The 16,600-nt window shown below is 69.1% G+C and carries 14 protein-coding genes; 4 read left to right on the forward strand and 10 right to left on the reverse strand.

The window, feature by feature from the left end:
• Nucleotides 1-59: 59 nt before the first annotated feature.
• The 9 genes from AX721_RS09290 to AX721_RS09330 form a co-directional block, all read right to left on the reverse strand.
• On the reverse strand, nt 60-1,763 hold the full coding sequence (locus AX721_RS09290) for an ATP-binding protein (protein ID WP_068875733.1): 1,704 nt from the start codon (nt 1,761-1,763) through the stop codon (nt 60-62).
• A 91-nt stretch (nt 1,764-1,854) separates the two neighbouring features.
• The gene (locus AX721_RS09295; RefSeq protein ID WP_068875734.1) at nt 1,855-4,242 is read right to left on the reverse strand and encodes a TonB-dependent siderophore receptor; all 2,388 of its coding nucleotides are present in this window, start codon (nt 4,240-4,242) and stop codon (nt 1,855-1,857) included.
• A gap of 101 nt (nt 4,243-4,343) precedes the next feature.
• Nucleotides 4,344-5,138 carry an enoyl-CoA hydratase/isomerase family protein gene (locus AX721_RS09300; RefSeq protein WP_068875735.1) on the reverse strand — a complete coding sequence of 265 codons (795 nt, stop codon included), beginning with the start codon at nt 5,136-5,138 and terminating at the stop codon, nt 4,344-4,346.
• A 12-nt stretch (nt 5,139-5,150) separates the two neighbouring features.
• Complete coding sequence (locus AX721_RS09305; protein WP_068875736.1) at nt 5,151-5,930, reverse strand: SDR family NAD(P)-dependent oxidoreductase; 780 nt, start codon at nt 5,928-5,930, stop codon at nt 5,151-5,153.
• A gap of 57 nt (nt 5,931-5,987) precedes the next feature.
• Nucleotides 5,988-9,167 (reverse strand): efflux RND transporter permease subunit, encoded by a 3,180-nt coding sequence (locus AX721_RS09310; RefSeq protein WP_068875737.1) that lies wholly within the window; start codon nt 9,165-9,167, stop codon nt 5,988-5,990.
• A gap of 4 nt (nt 9,168-9,171) precedes the next feature.
• Nucleotides 9,172-10,383: an efflux RND transporter periplasmic adaptor subunit gene (locus AX721_RS09315; protein WP_068875738.1), complete on the reverse strand. Its 1,212-nt coding sequence runs from the start codon at nt 10,381-10,383 to the stop codon at nt 9,172-9,174.
• A gap of 158 nt (nt 10,384-10,541) precedes the next feature.
• The gene (locus AX721_RS09320; protein ID WP_068875739.1) at nt 10,542-11,252 is read right to left on the reverse strand and encodes a ParA family protein; all 711 of its coding nucleotides are present in this window, start codon (nt 11,250-11,252) and stop codon (nt 10,542-10,544) included.
• Between the two features lie 152 nt (nt 11,253-11,404).
• The gene (locus AX721_RS09325) at nt 11,405-11,677 is read right to left on the reverse strand and encodes a hypothetical protein (RefSeq protein WP_068875740.1); all 273 of its coding nucleotides are present in this window, start codon (nt 11,675-11,677) and stop codon (nt 11,405-11,407) included.
• 46 nt (nt 11,678-11,723) lie between these two features.
• Nucleotides 11,724-12,491, reverse strand: coding sequence for a competence/damage-inducible protein A (locus AX721_RS09330; protein ID WP_068875741.1), 768 nt, complete (start codon nt 12,489-12,491; stop codon nt 11,724-11,726).
• Nucleotides 12,492-12,544: 53 nt separating this feature from the next.
• Here AX721_RS09330 and sfsA point away from each other — a divergent pair, with 53 nt between their 5' ends.
• The 4 genes from sfsA to AX721_RS09350 all read left to right on the forward strand — a co-directional run bounded on the left by sfsA (nt 12,545) and on the right by AX721_RS09350 (nt 15,694).
• Nucleotides 12,545-13,264 carry a DNA/RNA nuclease SfsA gene (sfsA, locus tag AX721_RS09335; protein WP_068875742.1) on the forward strand — a complete coding sequence of 240 codons (720 nt, stop codon included), beginning with the start codon at nt 12,545-12,547 and terminating at the stop codon, nt 13,262-13,264.
• A gap of 83 nt (nt 13,265-13,347) precedes the next feature.
• Nucleotides 13,348-14,484: a sensor histidine kinase gene (locus tag AX721_RS09340; RefSeq protein WP_197422515.1), complete on the forward strand. Its 1,137-nt coding sequence runs from the start codon at nt 13,348-13,350 to the stop codon at nt 14,482-14,484.
• Between the two features lie 62 nt (nt 14,485-14,546).
• Complete coding sequence (gene map / locus AX721_RS09345) at nt 14,547-15,365, forward strand: type I methionyl aminopeptidase (protein WP_068875744.1); 819 nt, start codon at nt 14,547-14,549, stop codon at nt 15,363-15,365.
• A gap of 5 nt (nt 15,366-15,370) precedes the next feature.
• Nucleotides 15,371-15,694 carry a hypothetical protein gene (locus AX721_RS09350; protein WP_068875745.1) on the forward strand — a complete coding sequence of 108 codons (324 nt, stop codon included), beginning with the start codon at nt 15,371-15,373 and terminating at the stop codon, nt 15,692-15,694.
• Here AX721_RS09350 and AX721_RS27880 read toward each other — a convergent pair.
• Nucleotides 15,691-16,359: a PEPxxWA-CTERM sorting domain-containing protein gene (locus AX721_RS27880; protein WP_068875746.1), complete on the reverse strand. Its 669-nt coding sequence runs from the start codon at nt 16,357-16,359 to the stop codon at nt 15,691-15,693. The genes AX721_RS09350 and AX721_RS27880 overlap by 4 nt on opposite strands.
• Nucleotides 16,360-16,600: the final 241 nt, after the last annotated feature.

Genomic DNA, 16,600 nt, shown 5'->3' on the forward strand with positions numbered 1-16,600 from the left:
AACGCTGAGATTCCAAACCACTGACCGTCGCTGCGCGCTAACGCCGCGCTTGCGGCCCCTCAGGCGGCGTGTTTCGCCTCGGCGGTGCGCCTCGCCTGAGCCAGGGCGGCGAAGAGCTCACGGGGGTCGATGGGCTTGCTTACGAAGCCCCGGACATCGACAGCCGCCCAGGCCTCGCGGTGGTGGTCCAGGGCGTTGGCGGTCAGGGCGATCACCGGCGTCGCGGCGTTGGGCCCCGAACCCGCCTTGATGCGCCGGGTCGCCTCCAGCCCGTCGAGCACCGGCATCTGCATATCCATGAGGATGGCGTCGAAGTCCTGCACGCCCGCCAGCTCCACCGCCTGGGCGCCGTCGTCGCAGAACGTCAGGCGACAACCCGTGGGCGCCAGCAACAATTCGAGCACCCGCTGGTTCACCGGATGGTCTTCGGCCACGAGCACGCGCAGACCGGAAAGCCCGCCGCCAGCCTCGGAAAGCGTGTCATCGGCCTCCGCATCCCGGCCCTGGCCTGGGATCAGGGGCAGCTTGAGGCGGAACGTCGAGCCGTGGCCCTCCTCGCTCTGCACCTCGAGCGACCCGTCCATCATGGCGGCCAGGCGGCGACTGATGGCGAGGCCCAGGCCGGTGCCGCCGTGTTTGCGGGTCGTCGCCGCGTCACCCTGCTCGAAGGCGCCGAAAAGCCGTTGGATCATCTCGGGGGAAATGCCGGAACCGGTGTCGGTCACCTCGAACACCAGCGCCTCGCCGCCAGGCGAGGCGTCGGCGGACAGGCGGATCGAGACCGATCCCTCCGCCGTGAACTTCACGGCGTTCGAGATCAGGTTGAACAGGATCTGTTTGAGCCGCAGGGGATCGACCGAGACCGTCTGCGGAACGTCGGCGGCGACGTCCAGCCGCAGGTCCAGGCCCTTGTCCGCGGCCCTCGGCAGCCACAGGCGCCGCAGCCCCTCGAGCAGGCGCGGCAGGTCGGTGTCGGCGGGCTCGATGGTCATCTTGCCGGCCTCGATCTTGGACAGGTCCAGGACGTCGTTGAGCAGGCTGAGCAGGACGTCGTTGGCGTCGGTCAGGATTTCCACCTGCTCGCGTTGGGTCCTGTTCAGCCGCGAGCCGCTGAGCAGGTTCGCGGCCGAGACGATGGCGTTCATCGGCGTACGAATCTCGTGGCTGATCGTGGCCAGGAAGTCCGACTTGGCCGCATTGGCGCGCTCGGCGCGGTTGCGTTCGTCCTCGATCTGCCGGGTCGTCGAGTCCGCCTGGCGGAAGGCCACGACCAGATGGGCGATGTACAGCGCCGCGCCCAGCAGGATCGTCCACATATGGAGGCTGCCCTGCATGGCCGCGATCAGCGGGAGGGCGAAGAACACGACCGCATGCGGGGCGGCGGCGGCGGCCAGCAGCACCCGGACGTGGTGCATATGGATGGTGACATGGAGCAGGCTGCCCGAGACGATCAGCAACCCCATGAGCCGGCCGGCCTCGCCGCCGGCCACCCACAGGTAGACAGCAAGGCCCGAATAGACGGCGGAGGTGAGGCAGGTGCTCGCGGCCCAGGCCGCCACCGGCCCAGGGCGCGGCTCCGGGGCGATACCGCGATAGACCCGCCAGTCGACAATCTGCGAGACGATCACCGCCGCAAGCCAGACCAGCGGCCAGGCGGACGGCGCGAGCGTATAGGCGGCGCCCGTCAGCACCGCGGCCATCACGATCCGTGTCGGCAGCTCCTTGCGCCGGACGGCGGCCAGGAGCGAGTACGATCTGCCCAAGATCCGACCCTCCCGCAGCAAGGATCGCGCAGGAACGCTAGAGGGCCGTTAACGGACGGCTCCCCGACCCGGGGCCGGGGAGCCTGACGCGTCAGAACCGCACGTCCACCCGGGCGTAGTACTGGCCCCCGTTGGTGTCGTAAGGGGCGTTCCGCGAATAGACGAGGCCGCGGCTGGCCTGGAAGACGGCCTCGTCCGGGTACTTGTCGAAGACGTTCTCGGCGCCCAGCCGCAGCGAGACGTTGTCGTTCACCCGATAGGTCGCCGACACATCGAAGAAGGTCACCGCGCCGAAATCCTGGAAGATTTCGCCGGTGGCGTTGCCGGTGCTGTCCGTCCACTTGCCGTAGTAGCGGACCCGCCCCAGCAGCTCGACCGGGCCCCATTTGTAAGTGGCCGAGCCCGTGAGGTTGTTCTTCGGCCGCGACTGTTCGAACAGCAGCTGCTGGGTGGCGCTGCGGCTGAGCGCGCCCGATCGCACCTCGGTCTTGTTGTAGTTGTAGGCCCCCATGAGGTTCAGCCGGCCCGGGCCCAGGTCGCGCGCGTAGGTGACCACCACGTCCACCCCGCGGGTGCGGGTGTCGAAGTCGTTGGTGAACCAGTTGATCGAGGTGAAGGCCGAGGCGCCGGGCACGCCCAGGGCCACCAGCTGCGCCCGGATCGCCGGCGTCACCGTGACCGTGGCGGAAGTGCTGAAGCGATCGTCCACATCGATCTGGTAGGCGTCGATCGAGCCGGCCAGGCCCACGTCCGTCCGCCAGATCAGGCCCGCGGTGATCGTCTTGGACTCTTCGGGCTCCAGCGGTTTGGCCCCCAGGAACACCGCCACCGGGTTGGTCGGCGACAGGCGGCCGGACTGGAAGAGCTGCAGGGTGACGGTGTCCAGGCCCTGCGACGTGCTGGTGGAGTTGAGCTGGCCGGGCGTCGGGGCGCGGAACCCCGTGGAATAGGAGGCGCGTACGGCCAGGCCCGTCGTGATCTCAAACCGGCTGGCGGCCTTGAAGTTGAGCGTGTCGCCGAACTCCGAGAAGTCCTCGTAGCGCAGGGCGCCGCCGAGGCTCCAGCGATCGGTCACCTGGGCCTCCAGGTCGATGTAGCCGGCATAGCTCTTCTGATCCCACTCGCCCGCCTGCTGCGGGCTGAAGCCCGGGAAGCCGTTCGAATTGGGGGCCAGGCCGAAGTTGGCGCCCGGACCGACGGCGTAGGACGCGGGATCGCCGGTTTCGATCTCATAGGTTTCGGTGCGGTGCTCGGCGCCGAACGCGATGTTGAGCGGCTCGGCCAGGCCCTGGATCGGCAGGCGATAGACCCCGTCCGCGTTGAGGTTCACTTCCGTCTGCACCAGCCGGCCCAGGTCGAAGTCGAACGGGCTCTGCGGGCCCAGCGAGGCGTTGATCGAGTTCTTCAGGAAGAACCGGCTGGCGTTGCGGCCGTACGAGGCGCTGAGGTCCCAGGTGAACCGCTCGTCGTCGGTATGGCGCACGCCCGCCACCGCCTGGACGTCGCGCGCGTGGATGCCTTCGCGCGGGGTGAAGCCGCCCGGATAGATCGAGCGCAGGTTGAAGCCTGGGAAGGCGGCGGTGACGTTGAAGATCGCCGGGTTGGCGGACGGGTTGCGCCAGTTGATGTCGTTGATCCCGTCCGACTTCGTATAGGTCCCGAAGGCGTAGGCCTCGGCCACGGTCCCGAGCGGGAGGGCGGCGTTCACGGCGCCCTGGAAGGTTTCCAGATCGGGGTTGCCCCAGCGCTGCACGGGGTTGTCCAGGACGACGCCCGGATTGGCCTGCTGGAAGGCGATGGCGTCGGGCCGCTGCCGGCTGCGCGAGGTCAGCTCGGCGTCGGCCCATTCGAAGGTGGCGTTGACGTGGCCGCCGTCGCCGATGGCCGCGCCGGCCTTGGCGCCCAGGCGGAACGTCGTGCCGTCGCCCTCGTAGAACTGTCCCGCCTGGCCGAAGCCCGCGAAGCCAGGCTTGTCGTCGAGCAGGATGTTGATCACCCCGGCGATGGCGTCCGAGCCGTACTGCGCCGAGGCGCCGTCGCGCAGCACCTCCATCCGGCCCACCGCAAAGCTCGGGATCTGGGCCAGGTCCGGCCCCTGCGCCCCGCGCGAGCCCAGGAAGGCCGAACGGTGGAAGCGCTTTCCGTTCACAAGCACCAGGGTCTGGTCGGGTGAGAGGTTACGCAGCGTGGCTGGCCGGACGAACTGCAGCCCATCGGAGGTCGGCAGCTTCTGGACGATGAACGACGGGATCTGCTGGGCCAGGTTCTCGCCCAGTTGGCTGGTGGCCGAAGCCTGGATCGATTCCGCGGTCAGCACGTCGACCGGGACCAGGGTCGTGAAGGCGGTACGGCCGGCGTCGCGGGTGCCGGTGACGACGACCTCGTCGACCGTGTCGGCTTCGGCGGCGCGCGCCGTGCTTCCGACCATCAGGCAAAGCGCCGCCGTGACGCAAAGCTGCGCCTTCAGACCCATGTGCATGGACAACCCCTCTTCGATTTGAGGGGTGCCTGTGGCGGAGTCTCGCGACGCGTTTCTGACGACGATGTTAAATATTTAAGGCTGCCGTCGCCGGAGCGGCCTCAGACGAACTTCGGTTTCCGCTTCTCGCGGTGCGAGGCGAGGCCTTCCGCCGCCTCCGGCCCGGTGAAGCCCAGCATCTCCAGCGCCGCGGAGGCGTCGAAGGTCGGGCCGGCGCTGCGCAGCCAGTTGTTCAGCGACAGCTTGGTCCAGCGGATCGCCTGCTGCGCCCCATTCGCCAGCTTGGTCGCCACGGCCAGGGCCCGGGCGTCCAGCTCCTCGTCCGGGACGCACAGCGAAACAAGGCCGATCCGTTCGGCCTCGGCTCCGTTCAGCGGATCGCAGGTCAGCAGGTAGTATTTGGCCTTGGCCATGCCGCACAGCAGCGGCCAGACGATGGCCGCATGGTCGCCCGCCGCCACGCCGAGGCGGGTGTGGCCGTCGATGATCTTCGCCTCCGAGGTCACGATCGAGACGTCCGCCAGCAGGCCGCAGACCAGCCCCGCCCCCACCGCCGGCCCGCGCATCGCGCTGACCACGGGCTTTGAGCAGTTGATCACGTTGTAGACGATGTCGCGCGCCTCCTTGAGGATCTGCACCCGCATCTGAAAGTCGTCGACGATCTGCTGGATCATCTCGAAGTCGCCCCCGGCGGAGAAGGCGTTCCCCTCCCCCGTCAGGATGGCGCATCGGACGTCCGGATCGTCGTCGATGGTCCGCCAGATCTCGGCCAGCTCCCAGTGCATCTGCTGGTCGGTGGCGTTGAGCTTGCCCGGATTGCTCATCACGATCCGGAGAACGCCATCGGCCGGCCGCTCGAACTTCAGGCGCTGGTAGGCGGCGTAGCGGTCGGCCATGGGCTCAGGTCCTCAGAAGATGGTGTAGCCGCCGTCGATGACGAAGCTGTCGCCGGTGTGGAACCGCGAGGCGTCCGAGGCCAGGTAGACCGCGATGCCCGAGAAGTCCTCGCCCTCGCCCCAGCGCCGCATGGGCACCCGGCCGATGGCCTTCTCGTTGAACTTGTCGTTGGACTGCAGGCCCGAGGTCATGTCGGTGGCGATCCAGCCCGGCAGGATCGAGTTGGCGCGGATCCCGTAGCGCGCATATTCCACGGCCAGGCCGCGCACCATCGACAGCACCGCGCCCTTGGTGGAGGCGTAGGCCTGGTTGCGCGGCGCGCCATGGATGGCCGAGGTCGAGGACGTCACCACCAACGAGCCGCCCGGATCGCCCGCATTCGCCCGCTCCAGCATGTGCTTGGCGGCCTCGCGGAAGGTCCAGAACACCGCGTCCAGGTTCACCGTGGTGACGCGCCGCCACTTCTCGGTGGTCATCTGATCGAACGGCGCGCCGCCGCCGATGCCGGCGTTGGCGGCCACGAAATCGAGCCGGCCGAAGGTCTTCACCACCTCGGCCACCGCAGCGACCACAGCAGCCTCGTCGGCGACGTCGACCGCCTGGACCAGCACCTCGCCGCCGTGGGCCTTCAGCGCAGCTTCCGCCTTGGCGTTCTTCTCGGGGTTCTGGCCCCAGATCGCCACCTTCGCCCCGGCGGCGGCGAGGCCCTCGGCCATGCCCAGGCCGATGCCGCCGTTGCCGCCGGTCACCAGGCCCACCTTGCCCGTCAGGTCGAAGGGTCTGAACGCCATCTCACAAGTCCTCCCGTTTGCGCCGACTTGTGGAAGGCGCCCCTAGGGAGGTCAAGACTACTCGGCCGGATGCTCCTTCAGGGCGTCGCACTCCTGCGGCTTCCACAGCCGGTCCGAGATGAAGCGGCACATGACGTAGAAGGCCGGGGTGAAGAGCAGGCCGAAGGCGGTCACCCCGATCATCCCGAAGAACACCGCCGTCCCCAGCGCCTGGCGCATCTCCGCCCCGGGCCCGCTAGCGATCACCAAAGGCAGCACGCCCAGGATGAAGGCGAAGGAGGTCATCAGGATCGGCCGCAGGCGGGTGTGCGCGGCCTCGACCGCGGCATCCCAGCGGCTGAGCCCCCGCTCCTCGGCCTGTTTGGCGAACTCCACGATCAGGATGGCGTTCTTCGCCGCCAGGCCGATCAGCACCACCAGCCCGATCTGGGTCAGTATGTTGTTGTCGAACCCGCGCAGGTTCACGCCCAGGATCGCCGCCAGCAGGCACATGGGCACGATCAGAATGATCGCCAGCGGCAGAGTCACGCTCTCGTACTGCGCCGCCAGCAGCAGGAAGACGAACACCACCGCGAGGCCGAAGGCGATCGCCCCGGTGTTGCCGGCGGTCTTCTGCTGATAGGCCAGTTCGGTCCACTCGTAGCCGAAGCCTTCCGGCAGCCGCGCCTTGGCGAGCGCCTCCACGCGATCCAGCGCCTGGCCGGAGGAATAGGCCGGCTTGGTGTCGCCCTGCAGTTCCGCCGCCGGATAGAGGTTGTAACGCACCACCCGGTAGGGGCCGCTGTCGTCGCGCACGGTCGCCACCGAACCCAGCGGCACCATGGCGCCGGACAACGACCGGGTCTGCAGCCGCGCGATGTCCGAGGCTTCGTCGCGATACGGCGCGTCGGCCTGCGCCGTCACGCGATAAGTCCGCCCCAGATAGTTGAAGTCGTTCACGAAAGCCGATCCGAGGTAGACGGACAGCGTTTCGAACACCTGCTCCGGCGGCACGCCGGCCATCTGCGCCTTGTCTCGGTCGATCTCGGCCCACAGCCGGGGCGTGGAAGTGTTGAAGAGCGTGAAGACGCTGGTCAGTTCGTCCTGCTGGTTGCCCTGCATCATCAGGTCGACCGTGGCCTGTTCCAGGGCGCGGTAACCCTTGCCCTGCCGGTCCTCGATCATCAGCTTCCAGCCGCCGCCGGTGCCGATGCCGCTGACGGGCGGCGGCTGGATCACCAGCACGTTGGCGCCGGCGATCTGACCCAGCTTCTGGCGCAGGTCGTCCAGCACCGCCTGGGCCTTGATCCCCTCGGCGCCCCTCTCGTGGAACGGGGTCAGGGGCAGGAAAATCGTCCCGGCGTTGGGGGCGTTGGTGAAGGTGGTGCCGTCCAGGCCGACGAAGGCCGCGGCATGCTCGACACCCTTGGTGTCCATGGCGGCGTTGACCACCTGCTTCACCACCGCGTCCGTGCGCGCCAGCGACGAGCCCGGCGGCAGTTGGACGACGGCGATGAAATAGCCCTGGTCCTGCGCCGGGATGAAGCCCGTCGGCGTGGCCGAGAAGCGCCAGACCGTGAACAGCAGCAGCACCGCATAGACGGCCAGCATGATCACGCCGCGCCGCACGGTCAGGGCCGTGAGCTTGCCATAGCGCTCGCTAAGTCTGGCGAACACCTCGTTGAATTTCCAGCCGAACAGCTGGAACGGCCGCCGCCACCCCTTGGCTGGAACCGGGTGCTCCGGGTGGCGGCGCAGCACGAGGGCCGCCATTGCCGGCGAGAGGGTCAGCGACACCAGGCACGAGATCATCGTGGCGCTGGCGATGGTGATCGCGAACTGCTTGTAGAACTGGCCCGAGATGCCGGTGATGAAGGCCGTCGGCACGAAAACCGCCACCAGCACGAGGGCGATGGCGATCAGGGCGCCGCCCACCTCGTCCATGGTGCGATAGGCGGCCTCCCGCGGGGTCATGCCCGCCGCCAGGTTCCGCTCCACGTTCTCGACCACCACGATGGCGTCGTCGACCACGATGCCGATGGCCAAAACGAGGCCGAACAGCGACAGGTTGTTCAGCGAGGCGCCGAACCCGGCCATCACCGCGAACGCCCCCACCAGCGAGACCGGGATCGCCACCACCGGAATGATCGCCGCCCGCCAGGTCTGCAGGAAGACGATGACCACCAGCACGACCAGGATCACCGCCTCGAACAGAGTCTTGCGGACCTCGTTGATCGACTCGGCGACATATTCCGTGGGGTTGTAGATCACCGTGTACTTGAGGCCGGGCGGGAAGTTCGGGCCCAGTTCCTCCATGGTCCTCAGCACGGTGTCGGCGGTGGCGAGGGCGTTGGAGCCCGGCCGCTGGCTGATGCCGATGGCCACCGCCTTCTGGCCGCGGTCGAGGTAGGCGTTGACGCGGTAGTCCTGCGCCCCCAGCTCGACCCGCGCCACGTCGCTGATCCGCACGACATGGCCGCCGGCGTCGTTCTTGACGATGATGTTGGCGAACTGGGCGGGGTCGGTCAGACGCCCCTGGGTGTTGACGTTGAGCTCGAAGGCCGAGCCGGCAGCGCTGAACGGCGCCTGGCCCACGGCGCCGGCAGCCACCTGGACGTTCTGCGCGCGCAGAACGCCGACGATCTCGCCTGCAGTGAGGTTGTGGGCCGCCGCCTTGTCCGGATCGATCCAAACCCGCATGGCGTAGTCGCGAGCGCCGAAGATCCGCGCGTCCCCGACGCCGTCCAGCCTCGCCAGCCGGTCGCGCACCTGCAGCAGGGCGTAGTTGGAGATGTAGTCCGGACTGCGCGTGCCGTCGGGCGAGTAGAGGTGGATGACCATCAGCAGGTCGGGCGAGGCCTTGCGCGTCACCACCCCCAGCCGCCGCACGTCTTCCGGCAGACGGGGCTCGGCGGAGGCCACTCGGTTCTGCACCAGCACCTGCGCGTTATCCAGGTCCGTCCCCAGTTTGAACGTCAGGGTGATGGTCAGCAGCCCGTCCGAGGTGGAGGACGAGGACATGTAGAGCATGTCCTCGACGCCGTTGATCTCCTGCTCCAGTGGCGTGGCCACCGTGTCGGCGATCACCTCGGCCGAGGCGCCGGGATAGCTCGCGGTCACCGTGATCGTCGGCGGCGCGATCTCGGGATACTGGGCGATCGGCAGCGACGGGTAGGCGAAGGCGCCCACCAGGATGATGATCACCGAGATGACCGCCGCGAAGACGGGGCGGTCGATGAAGAAGCGCGAGAACCGCATGGCCCTACTGGGCCCCGCCGGCGCTCGTCGCCTGGGCCGCCGGCTGCTGCAGCACGCTGGGCTGCGGGGCGGTGGGGGCGGCGCTGACGATCCGCCCGGGCTTGGGCGCGACCTTCATGCCTGGGCGCACGCGCGCCTGGCCGTCGATGATCACCCGGTCGGCGCCGGAGAGCCCGCTGCGCACCACGCGCAGGCCGTCGACGATGGGCCCCAGCACCACCTTGCGGGGCTGCACCGTGTCGTCGCGGGCGGCGACCAGCACCACCTTGTCCGACTGGTCGGCCAGGACGGCGGAGTCCGGCACCAGCAGCGCGGTGTAGGCGCCCGATCCCAGCAGGCGCATGCGGCCGTACATGCCCGGCGTCAGCAGGTTGTTCGGATTGCGCACCACCGCCCGGCCGCGGATCGTACCCGAGCCGATGTCCAGGGCGTTGTCCACGAAATCCATCCGGCCGCGCCAGTTGTAGGCCGTCTCGTCCTGCAGCTGGATGTCCACGGGGTTGGAGGCATAGCGCGAACTGGTCCGCGTCCCGGCCTCGTTGGCCCGCTGATACTTGAGATAGACCGCCTCTGAGCCCGTGAAGGCGAAGTGGATCGGATCCAGCGAGACCACCGTCGTCAGTAGGGTCGCCTCGGACCCGCTGGCGGCCACCAGGTTCCCCACGTCGACCCGATGGTCCGAGACGCGGCCGGCGATGGGCGAGGTGATACGGGTGAACGAGACGTCCAGCTCGCGCGCCTGCACCTGGGCCCTGGCTGCCGCCACCGCGGCGTCGGCCGAGCGCTGCTGCGCCAGGCGCGAGTCGTAGGTCGATTTCGAGACGAAGCCCTTGTCGAGCAGCGTCTTGGCCCGCTCCAGCTCCACCCGGGCGTTGGCCGCCTGGGCCTCGGCGCTGGCCTGGTCGGCGCGGGCCTGGGCCAGCGCCGCCTGATAGGGGCGCGGGTCGATGACGAAGAGCAGCTGGCCCTTCCCGACGATGTCGCCGTCGCGGAAGCCGATCGACTGCACATAGCCCGAGACGCGCGGACGCACCTCGACCTGCTGGATCGCCTCGAACCGCCCGACGAACTCGTCCCAGTCGATGATCTGGCGCGCGAGCGGCGCCGAGACCGTCACCGGCGCGGGCGGCGGCGGGCCATCGGCCTTCTTCGCCCCGCAGGAAACCAGGAGGGGGAAAACGAGGGCCCCCACGGCCCAGCGGACCGCTCCCGACATGCCCAACTCCTTGTCGCAGACCCCGGCGCACACGCCTGCGCCGAGCCGCCCCATCAGCGGCCTTGAAAGGTTAGCTGGTAACGCTGCGTCAATCTGTCCAGACCTTCGTATAGCCTGACCCGAGGTTGCTGCGCCTTGTCCACACCTTTGTTTGCGCGTCAGGCGCCCGGCGCTAGGCCGAGGCGCAGCCCCCGGCGCAGGTCGTCGTTGGCGCTGGCCATGGCCGCGGGACGCTCGCCCCGGATCCGGCGCCAGACGTGGCCGAACAGCGCACGCACCTCCTGCGCCGCCGCCCCGCCGTCGTCGATCTCGAGTACGGAGCGCGCCTGGGCGAAGGCGGTCTGGTAGATCATCCGCGATCGGACCGCGGTGGGCGCGACCGGCAGGTTGGCGAACCGCAGGGCGTCGAACGCCTTCACCACCGACGGCGGCTCGACCCCCGCGCGCGCCGGCGCGCACTGGTTCAGCACGATCAGCCCCTCGCGGCCCAGCCGCTGGATCACGGCCACCGACAGCACCGCGGCGGCCAGATCCAGGTAGGTCGGCCGCGCCACCGCCAGGCACAGGTCGGCCACCTTCACCGCCTCGCCCACGTCGGCCTCGGGCGCGGCGGGCGTGTCGATGACCAGCAGTTCCACCCCGGAGCGGCGGCAGGCTTCGGTCAGGGCGAACAGCTTCGCCGCGCTGGTCTCGAACAGCAGGCCGGAGGCCTCGTCGCGGCCCTTGAGCACCTCGCAGGCGCTCCGCATCGGGTCCGCGTCGGCCAGCACGGCCCGGACGCCCATGGCGCGCGCCGCGAGGGTCAGGTTGACCGCCACGGTCGTCTTCCCGGCCCCGCCCTTGCGGGACATCACGGCGAGCGTTTTCACGAGGCGCCCTCGAGCCCAACGACGGTCGGCACGGCGCGCCGACCTTCTCGGCCGCCATCTAATGCACAAGTTATCCACAGGCGGAAGCTTGGAAGGCGGCTAGGGCCGCGGCGCCGATTCGCGGCGGAGGACCTGGGGCGTGGCGAGAAGCCCTAGAAGCTGAGCGGCTTGACGCTCTGGTTCTTCTCGACCTCGTCGCGCGCCTCTTGCTTCATCAGGTCCCAGTCGGCTTGGGTTCGGCAGGTGCGCTGCTTCATGCGGCTGCCCAGCACCGCCTCCCGCTTGCAGACCAGCTCGTTCTTTTCGGCCTTCGCAGGCGTCGCGGACTTGGCCGGCGTGGATGCGGCGGGCGCGGCGCCGCCGGTCGGGGCGGCGGGTTCGGCGGCCGCGGCCAGCAGGGCGACGGCGAACAGGGCGGAAATCATGAGGGCGCTCCTTTGCCGGGGGCGGAAACCGAGTGACGTCTAGTTGTTACGCTAGCGCCATCTCCTTCACGTTGTCGATGCCCGCTCGTCGCAAGGCCTCGATCAACTCGGCCACCACGGCGGAGAGCTGCTCGGGGTCGCGGCTGCGGATCACCAGGTTCGAGCCGTAACCCTCGGCGCTGAAGAACGGATAGCTGCCCAGCGACATGTCGGGATGGGCCTTGGCCACCGCCTCCAGGGGCTCGGCGATCTGCCCCTCCCCGGAGCCCTCGACGCGCACGGTGCGGGACACGGTCGGCCGTCCTCCGCGCATCCTGGGGCCGACGTCTTCGAGCATGCCCCGCATGATCTGCGGCACGCCGGCCAGGGTGAAGACGTTGCCGATGGTGAAGCCGGGCGGCCCCTGCACCGGGTTCTTCACCAGCGCCCCGCCCACCGGCACCCGCGCCATCCGCCGCCGCGCCGCGTTCAACTGGTCGCCCCAGCGCGCGGTCATCATGGCCATGATCTCGGGATGCTCTTCCAGCTCGACCCCGAACGCCGCCGCCACAGCGTCGGCGGTGATGTCGTCGTGCGTCGGGCCGATGCCGCCGGTGGTGATCACATAGTCGTAGCGGGACCGCAGGGCGTTCAACGCGTCGACGATCTCGCCCAGCACATCCGGCACCGTCCGCGCCTCGGCCAGGTCCACCCCGATGACGCCCAGGTAGCGGGCGATGTCGCGCAGGTTCGTGTCCTGGGTTCGCCCCGAGAGGATCTCATCCCCGATGATCAGCACCGCGCAGGTGACCCGCTCGTCCTCGCCGCTCGCCATCCGCCCGCCCCTCGCCTACATCAGCCTGCTTCCCCACCGGACTAAAGCCTTACATGGACTTCTCGCAACCGCTCGTCCGCGGAACCCTCGTCCGCCGCTACAAGCGCTTCTTCGCCGACGTGGTCCTGGACGACGGGACAGAGATCACGGCGCACTGCCCGAACCCCGGCGCCATGCTGGGCCTGAACACCCCCGGCCTGTCCGCCTGGCTGTCGAAGTCGGACGATCCCAAGCGCAAGCTTGCGCACACCCTGGAGCTGGTGGAGGCCGACGGCGGCCTGGTCGGGATCAACACCCTGCACCCCAACCGCATCGTCGCCGAGGCCCTGGCCGCCGACGCCATCCCCGAGCTCACCGGCTACGCCACCCACCGTCGTGAGGTCCGCTACGGCGAGAACAGCCGCGTGGACTTCCTGCTGGAACACCCCGACAGGGCGCGGTGCTGGCTGGAGGTGAAGAACTGCCACCTGCGCCGGACCGGGACCCTGGCCGAGTTTCCCGACTGCGTGGCCGCCCGGTCGCTCAAGCACCTGCGCGAACTCACCGCCATGGTCGAGGCGGGCCAACGGGCGGTGATGCTGTTCGTGATCCAGCGCACCGACTGCGACGCCTTTGAAGCCTGCCACGACCTGGACCCGGCCTATGCGAAGGGCCTCACCGCGGCCGCGGCGGCGGGGGTCGAGGTGCTGGCCCATGCCTGCGCCATCACGCCGCAGGGGGTCACCCTCGCGCACAAGGTGCCTTGGCAAGATACGCAACCTTGGCTGCAATGAGCTCTCAACACCTCCCTGGATAGTGTCCGGGCCGTGGAGAGTTCATGCCGACGCGCGTACGACAGACGGACGATGGGGCTTCCGTGGCCTGGCTGCCTCGGGCGCGGTTCGCACGCCTTTCGCGGGCGGTGAAGGACCTCAGCGCCGCCCGATCGCACGAGGCGATCATCGACATCACTCGCCGAGCCGCCCGCGACATCGCCGGATCGATGGGCGTGGCGATCGTGCTGCGGGACGGCGAGTGCTGTCACTACATCGCCGAGGACAGCGAGGCGCCGCTCTGGACCGGCCAGAAATTCCCGCTCACGGCCTGCATCTCGGGCTGGGCGATGCTCAACCGCCAGCAGGTGGTGATCCGCGACATCTACTCGGACGACCGCATTCCCCACGACGCCTACCGCCCCACCGGCATCCACAGCCTGATCATGACGCCGGTCGGCGAGCCTACGCCGTTCGGCGCATTGGGCGCCTACTGGCGCGATGTCCGCGACGCTAGCGAGGACGAGGTCTCGGCCATGGCCGCGCTCGCGAGCTGCATGGCCACCTCGCTGCAGAACATCGACCTGATGGGTTCGCTTCAGGCCGAGCTCGACCACAAGCGGCTGCTGGTCCACGAGCTGAACCACCGCGTGAAGAACACCATGGCCATCGTCCAGAGCCTGTCGGCCCAGACGCTGCGCGCGGATCGCCCCACGGTGGCGGCGCGGGCCGACTTCGACAGCCGCCTGATGGCCCTGGCCGGCGCCCACGTCCTGATGACCGAGGCCGAGTGGCGCTCGGTGCCGCTGCGCGAGTTGGTCGTCCGCACGATCCAGCCCTTCGCCCAGGGTTCCGGCGCCGCCCGGTTCGACCTGGCCGGACCCGAGCTGACCCTGCCGTCAAAGACCGCGGTGGCGTTCGCCCTGGCGATCCACGAACTCAGCACGAATGCGGCCAAGTACGGCGCGCTCAGCGTGCCGGCAGGACGCATCGCCATCGACTGGACGCTCGCGGAAGGACTTGCGGGACCGCGCCTGCGCCTGACCTGGCGCGAGGGCGGCGGCCCGCCTGTCACGCCCCCGGCCGTCCGTGGATTCGGCTCACGCCTTCTGGAACGCGGCCTCTCGGCCGAGCTCAAGGGTGAGGTGCGGCTGAGCTTCCCACCGGAAGGGCTCGTATGCGCCATCGACGCGCCGTCGCCTGTCGACGACCCCGAGGCGCTGTTCCCCCTGCCGAACTAGGATGTCGCGCCGCGGTTGACCTTCGGTGATAGGATCGCGACATAGGTCGCCGGAGCATCGCGATGACAGACACCCTCGACGGCGAATACCGCACCGGCCAGATCAAGCTGCATGACGCTGCGGCCTTCGAAGGCATGCGCAAGGCCGGCCGCCTGGCCGCCGAGTGCCTCGACATGCTGGCCCCGCACGTGGTCCCCGGCGTCGTGACCGGCCACCTGGACGACCTGGCGCGGGAGTTCGTGCTGGACAACGGCGCCCTGCCGGCCTGCCTGGGTTATCGCGGCTACACCAAGACCGTCTGCATCAGCCCCAACCACATCGTGTGCCACGGCATTCCGGGCGAGCGGGTGCTGCGCGAAGGCGACATCGTCAATATCGACGTCACGGTCATCGTCGACGGCTGGCACGGCGACACGTCGCGGATGTACGGCGTCGGCCCGGTGGCCCCGCGCGCCAAGCGGCTGGTGGACGTGACCTACGAGGCGCTTGAGCGCGGCCTGGCCGCGGTGAAGCCCGGCGCCCGCACCGGCGACATCGGCGCGGCCATCCAGCAGTATGTCGAGAGCATGCGCTGCTCGGTGGTCCGCGACTTCTGCGGCCACGGCCTGGGCAAGGTCTTCCACGACGCGCCCAACATCCTACACTTCGGCCAGCGGGGCACGGGCGAGCTGCTGCAGCCTGGCATGTTCTTCACGATCGAGCCGATGGTGAACCTGGGCAAGCACCCGGTGAAGCTGCTCTCCGACGGCTGGACGGCGGTCACCCGCGACAAGTCGCTGTCGGCCCAGTGCGAGCATTCGGTCGGCGTCACCGAGGACGGCGTCGAGATCTTCACCGGCTCGCCGACTGGCCAGTTCAAGCCGCCGATCCTCAGCGCCTAGGCCCGATGATTCTTCGCCGCTGGGTGGGCCGGATCCGCACCGCCGACGAGGCTGAGTACCGCGCATACATCGCCGCGACCGGCGGCGACGACTACCTCTCCACCCCGGGCAATCTGGGCTGGCAGATGCTGTTCCGCGATCTGGGCGACGGGACGAGCGAGGTCACCACCCTGAGCTGGTGGACCGATCTGGAGGTCATCAAAGCCTTCGCGGGCGAGGACTTCGAACGCGCCCGCTACTACCCCGAGGACGACCGCTTCCTGCTGGATCGGCCGCCGGGCGTCGACCACTTCCGCGTGGCCGACGGCTCCGGTCCTCTGAAGGCCTAGGCCAGCGCCAGCCGCTGGCGACGGCGCAGCATGGCGCCGGCCATCCCGAACCCGCCGATCATCAGCGCCCATGTCGCGGGCTCCGGCACGGGGCCGACCCCGCTGCCGTCCGCGAAGATGATCTCGCCCAAGCCGCAGTAGTCGACCGAGTTGAACTGGGGCTTTGTCCCGCAGCCGGTGATATCCAGGGTCAGGTAGCGCGTGGTGATCGGTCGAAACTCGAAGACCTCGCCGCCCGGATAGGGCGAGCCGGAATTCTCCCGGGGAGCAAACGATCGGATAAGCCCCAGAGCAGGCGTCGAGATCGACATCGACTGCTGCGAGGAATTGTTCTCGTCCCAGATCGCCAGCTTGTAGAGCGTGACCTCCTGTCCGAAGTCGAAGGTCAACTGCGCGGAACGGGAATCCCGACCGCTGAACCATTCGGTGTTCAGCGCGCCCGAATGCCGGTTCGGCTCGGCCACGAAGGCGTCGAAGTCCGTGACGCCTGGGATGTAGGTCCTCGTGAGACCCGACTGATCGATCACGTTGTCGACGGTCCAGAAGGAGCCCACGGTTCCCCCGCTGGTGACGCTGACGGTCACGGGGGCCACGATGACCGCCGCCTGGGCCGCGCTCGTCGCGCCGAGGACAAGGGCGGCCCCGACCAGGAAAATGCTTTTCATACCCATCTCCGATGCTTGGCTTGCTTCGGCGGACATCGGTGCGGACGGCTGCGGCCTCCATCGCAACGCGACGAATGCGCGGTGCGGCCGCGACGAACGTGGGCGAACTGCACTCGCCTGTAAGGCGAGCGCGGCCGGAAGGCGTAACGCCCTGGGCAGGCCGTTACAGGCGCATCAGGGGTTACATATCCCTCACTTGCCCGCGGCCGCGCCCCGGGGCAGCTTCGGGGCCGGGTGGGGT

Source organism: Phenylobacterium sp. CCH9-H3, assembly GCF_001557235.1.
Taxonomy (GTDB): domain Bacteria; phylum Pseudomonadota; class Alphaproteobacteria; order Caulobacterales; family Caulobacteraceae; genus Phenylobacterium.

What these genes read in the sequence shown, in the direction of transcription:
- AX721_RS09305 (WP_068875736.1), bottom strand. Translation starts at nt 5,930, where the DNA reads ATGGCGTTCAGACCCTTCGACCTGACGGGCAAGGTGGGCCTGGTGACC.
- AX721_RS09315 (WP_068875738.1), bottom strand. Translation starts at nt 10,383, where the DNA reads ATGTCGGGAGCGGTCCGCTGGGCCGTGGGGGCCCTCGTTTTCCCCCTC.
- AX721_RS09310 (WP_068875737.1), bottom strand. Translation starts at nt 9,167, where the DNA reads ATGCGGTTCTCGCGCTTCTTCATCGACCGCCCCGTCTTCGCGGCGGTC.
- AX721_RS09350 (WP_068875745.1), top strand. Translation starts at nt 15,371, where the DNA reads ATGATTCTTCGCCGCTGGGTGGGCCGGATCCGCACCGCCGACGAGGCT.
- AX721_RS09330 (WP_068875741.1), bottom strand. Translation starts at nt 12,491, where the DNA reads ATGGCGAGCGGCGAGGACGAGCGGGTCACCTGCGCGGTGCTGATCATC.
- AX721_RS27880 (WP_068875746.1), bottom strand. Translation starts at nt 16,359, where the DNA reads ATGAAAAGCATTTTCCTGGTCGGGGCCGCCCTTGTCCTCGGCGCGACG.
- AX721_RS09325 (WP_068875740.1), bottom strand. Translation starts at nt 11,677, where the DNA reads ATGATTTCCGCCCTGTTCGCCGTCGCCCTGCTGGCCGCGGCCGCCGAA.
- AX721_RS09295 (WP_068875734.1), bottom strand. Translation starts at nt 4,242, where the DNA reads ATGCACATGGGTCTGAAGGCGCAGCTTTGCGTCACGGCGGCGCTTTGC.
- sfsA (WP_068875742.1), top strand. Translation starts at nt 12,545, where the DNA reads ATGGACTTCTCGCAACCGCTCGTCCGCGGAACCCTCGTCCGCCGCTAC.
- AX721_RS09300 (WP_068875735.1), bottom strand. Translation starts at nt 5,138, where the DNA reads ATGGCCGACCGCTACGCCGCCTACCAGCGCCTGAAGTTCGAGCGGCCG.
- map (WP_068875744.1), top strand. Translation starts at nt 14,547, where the DNA reads ATGACAGACACCCTCGACGGCGAATACCGCACCGGCCAGATCAAGCTG.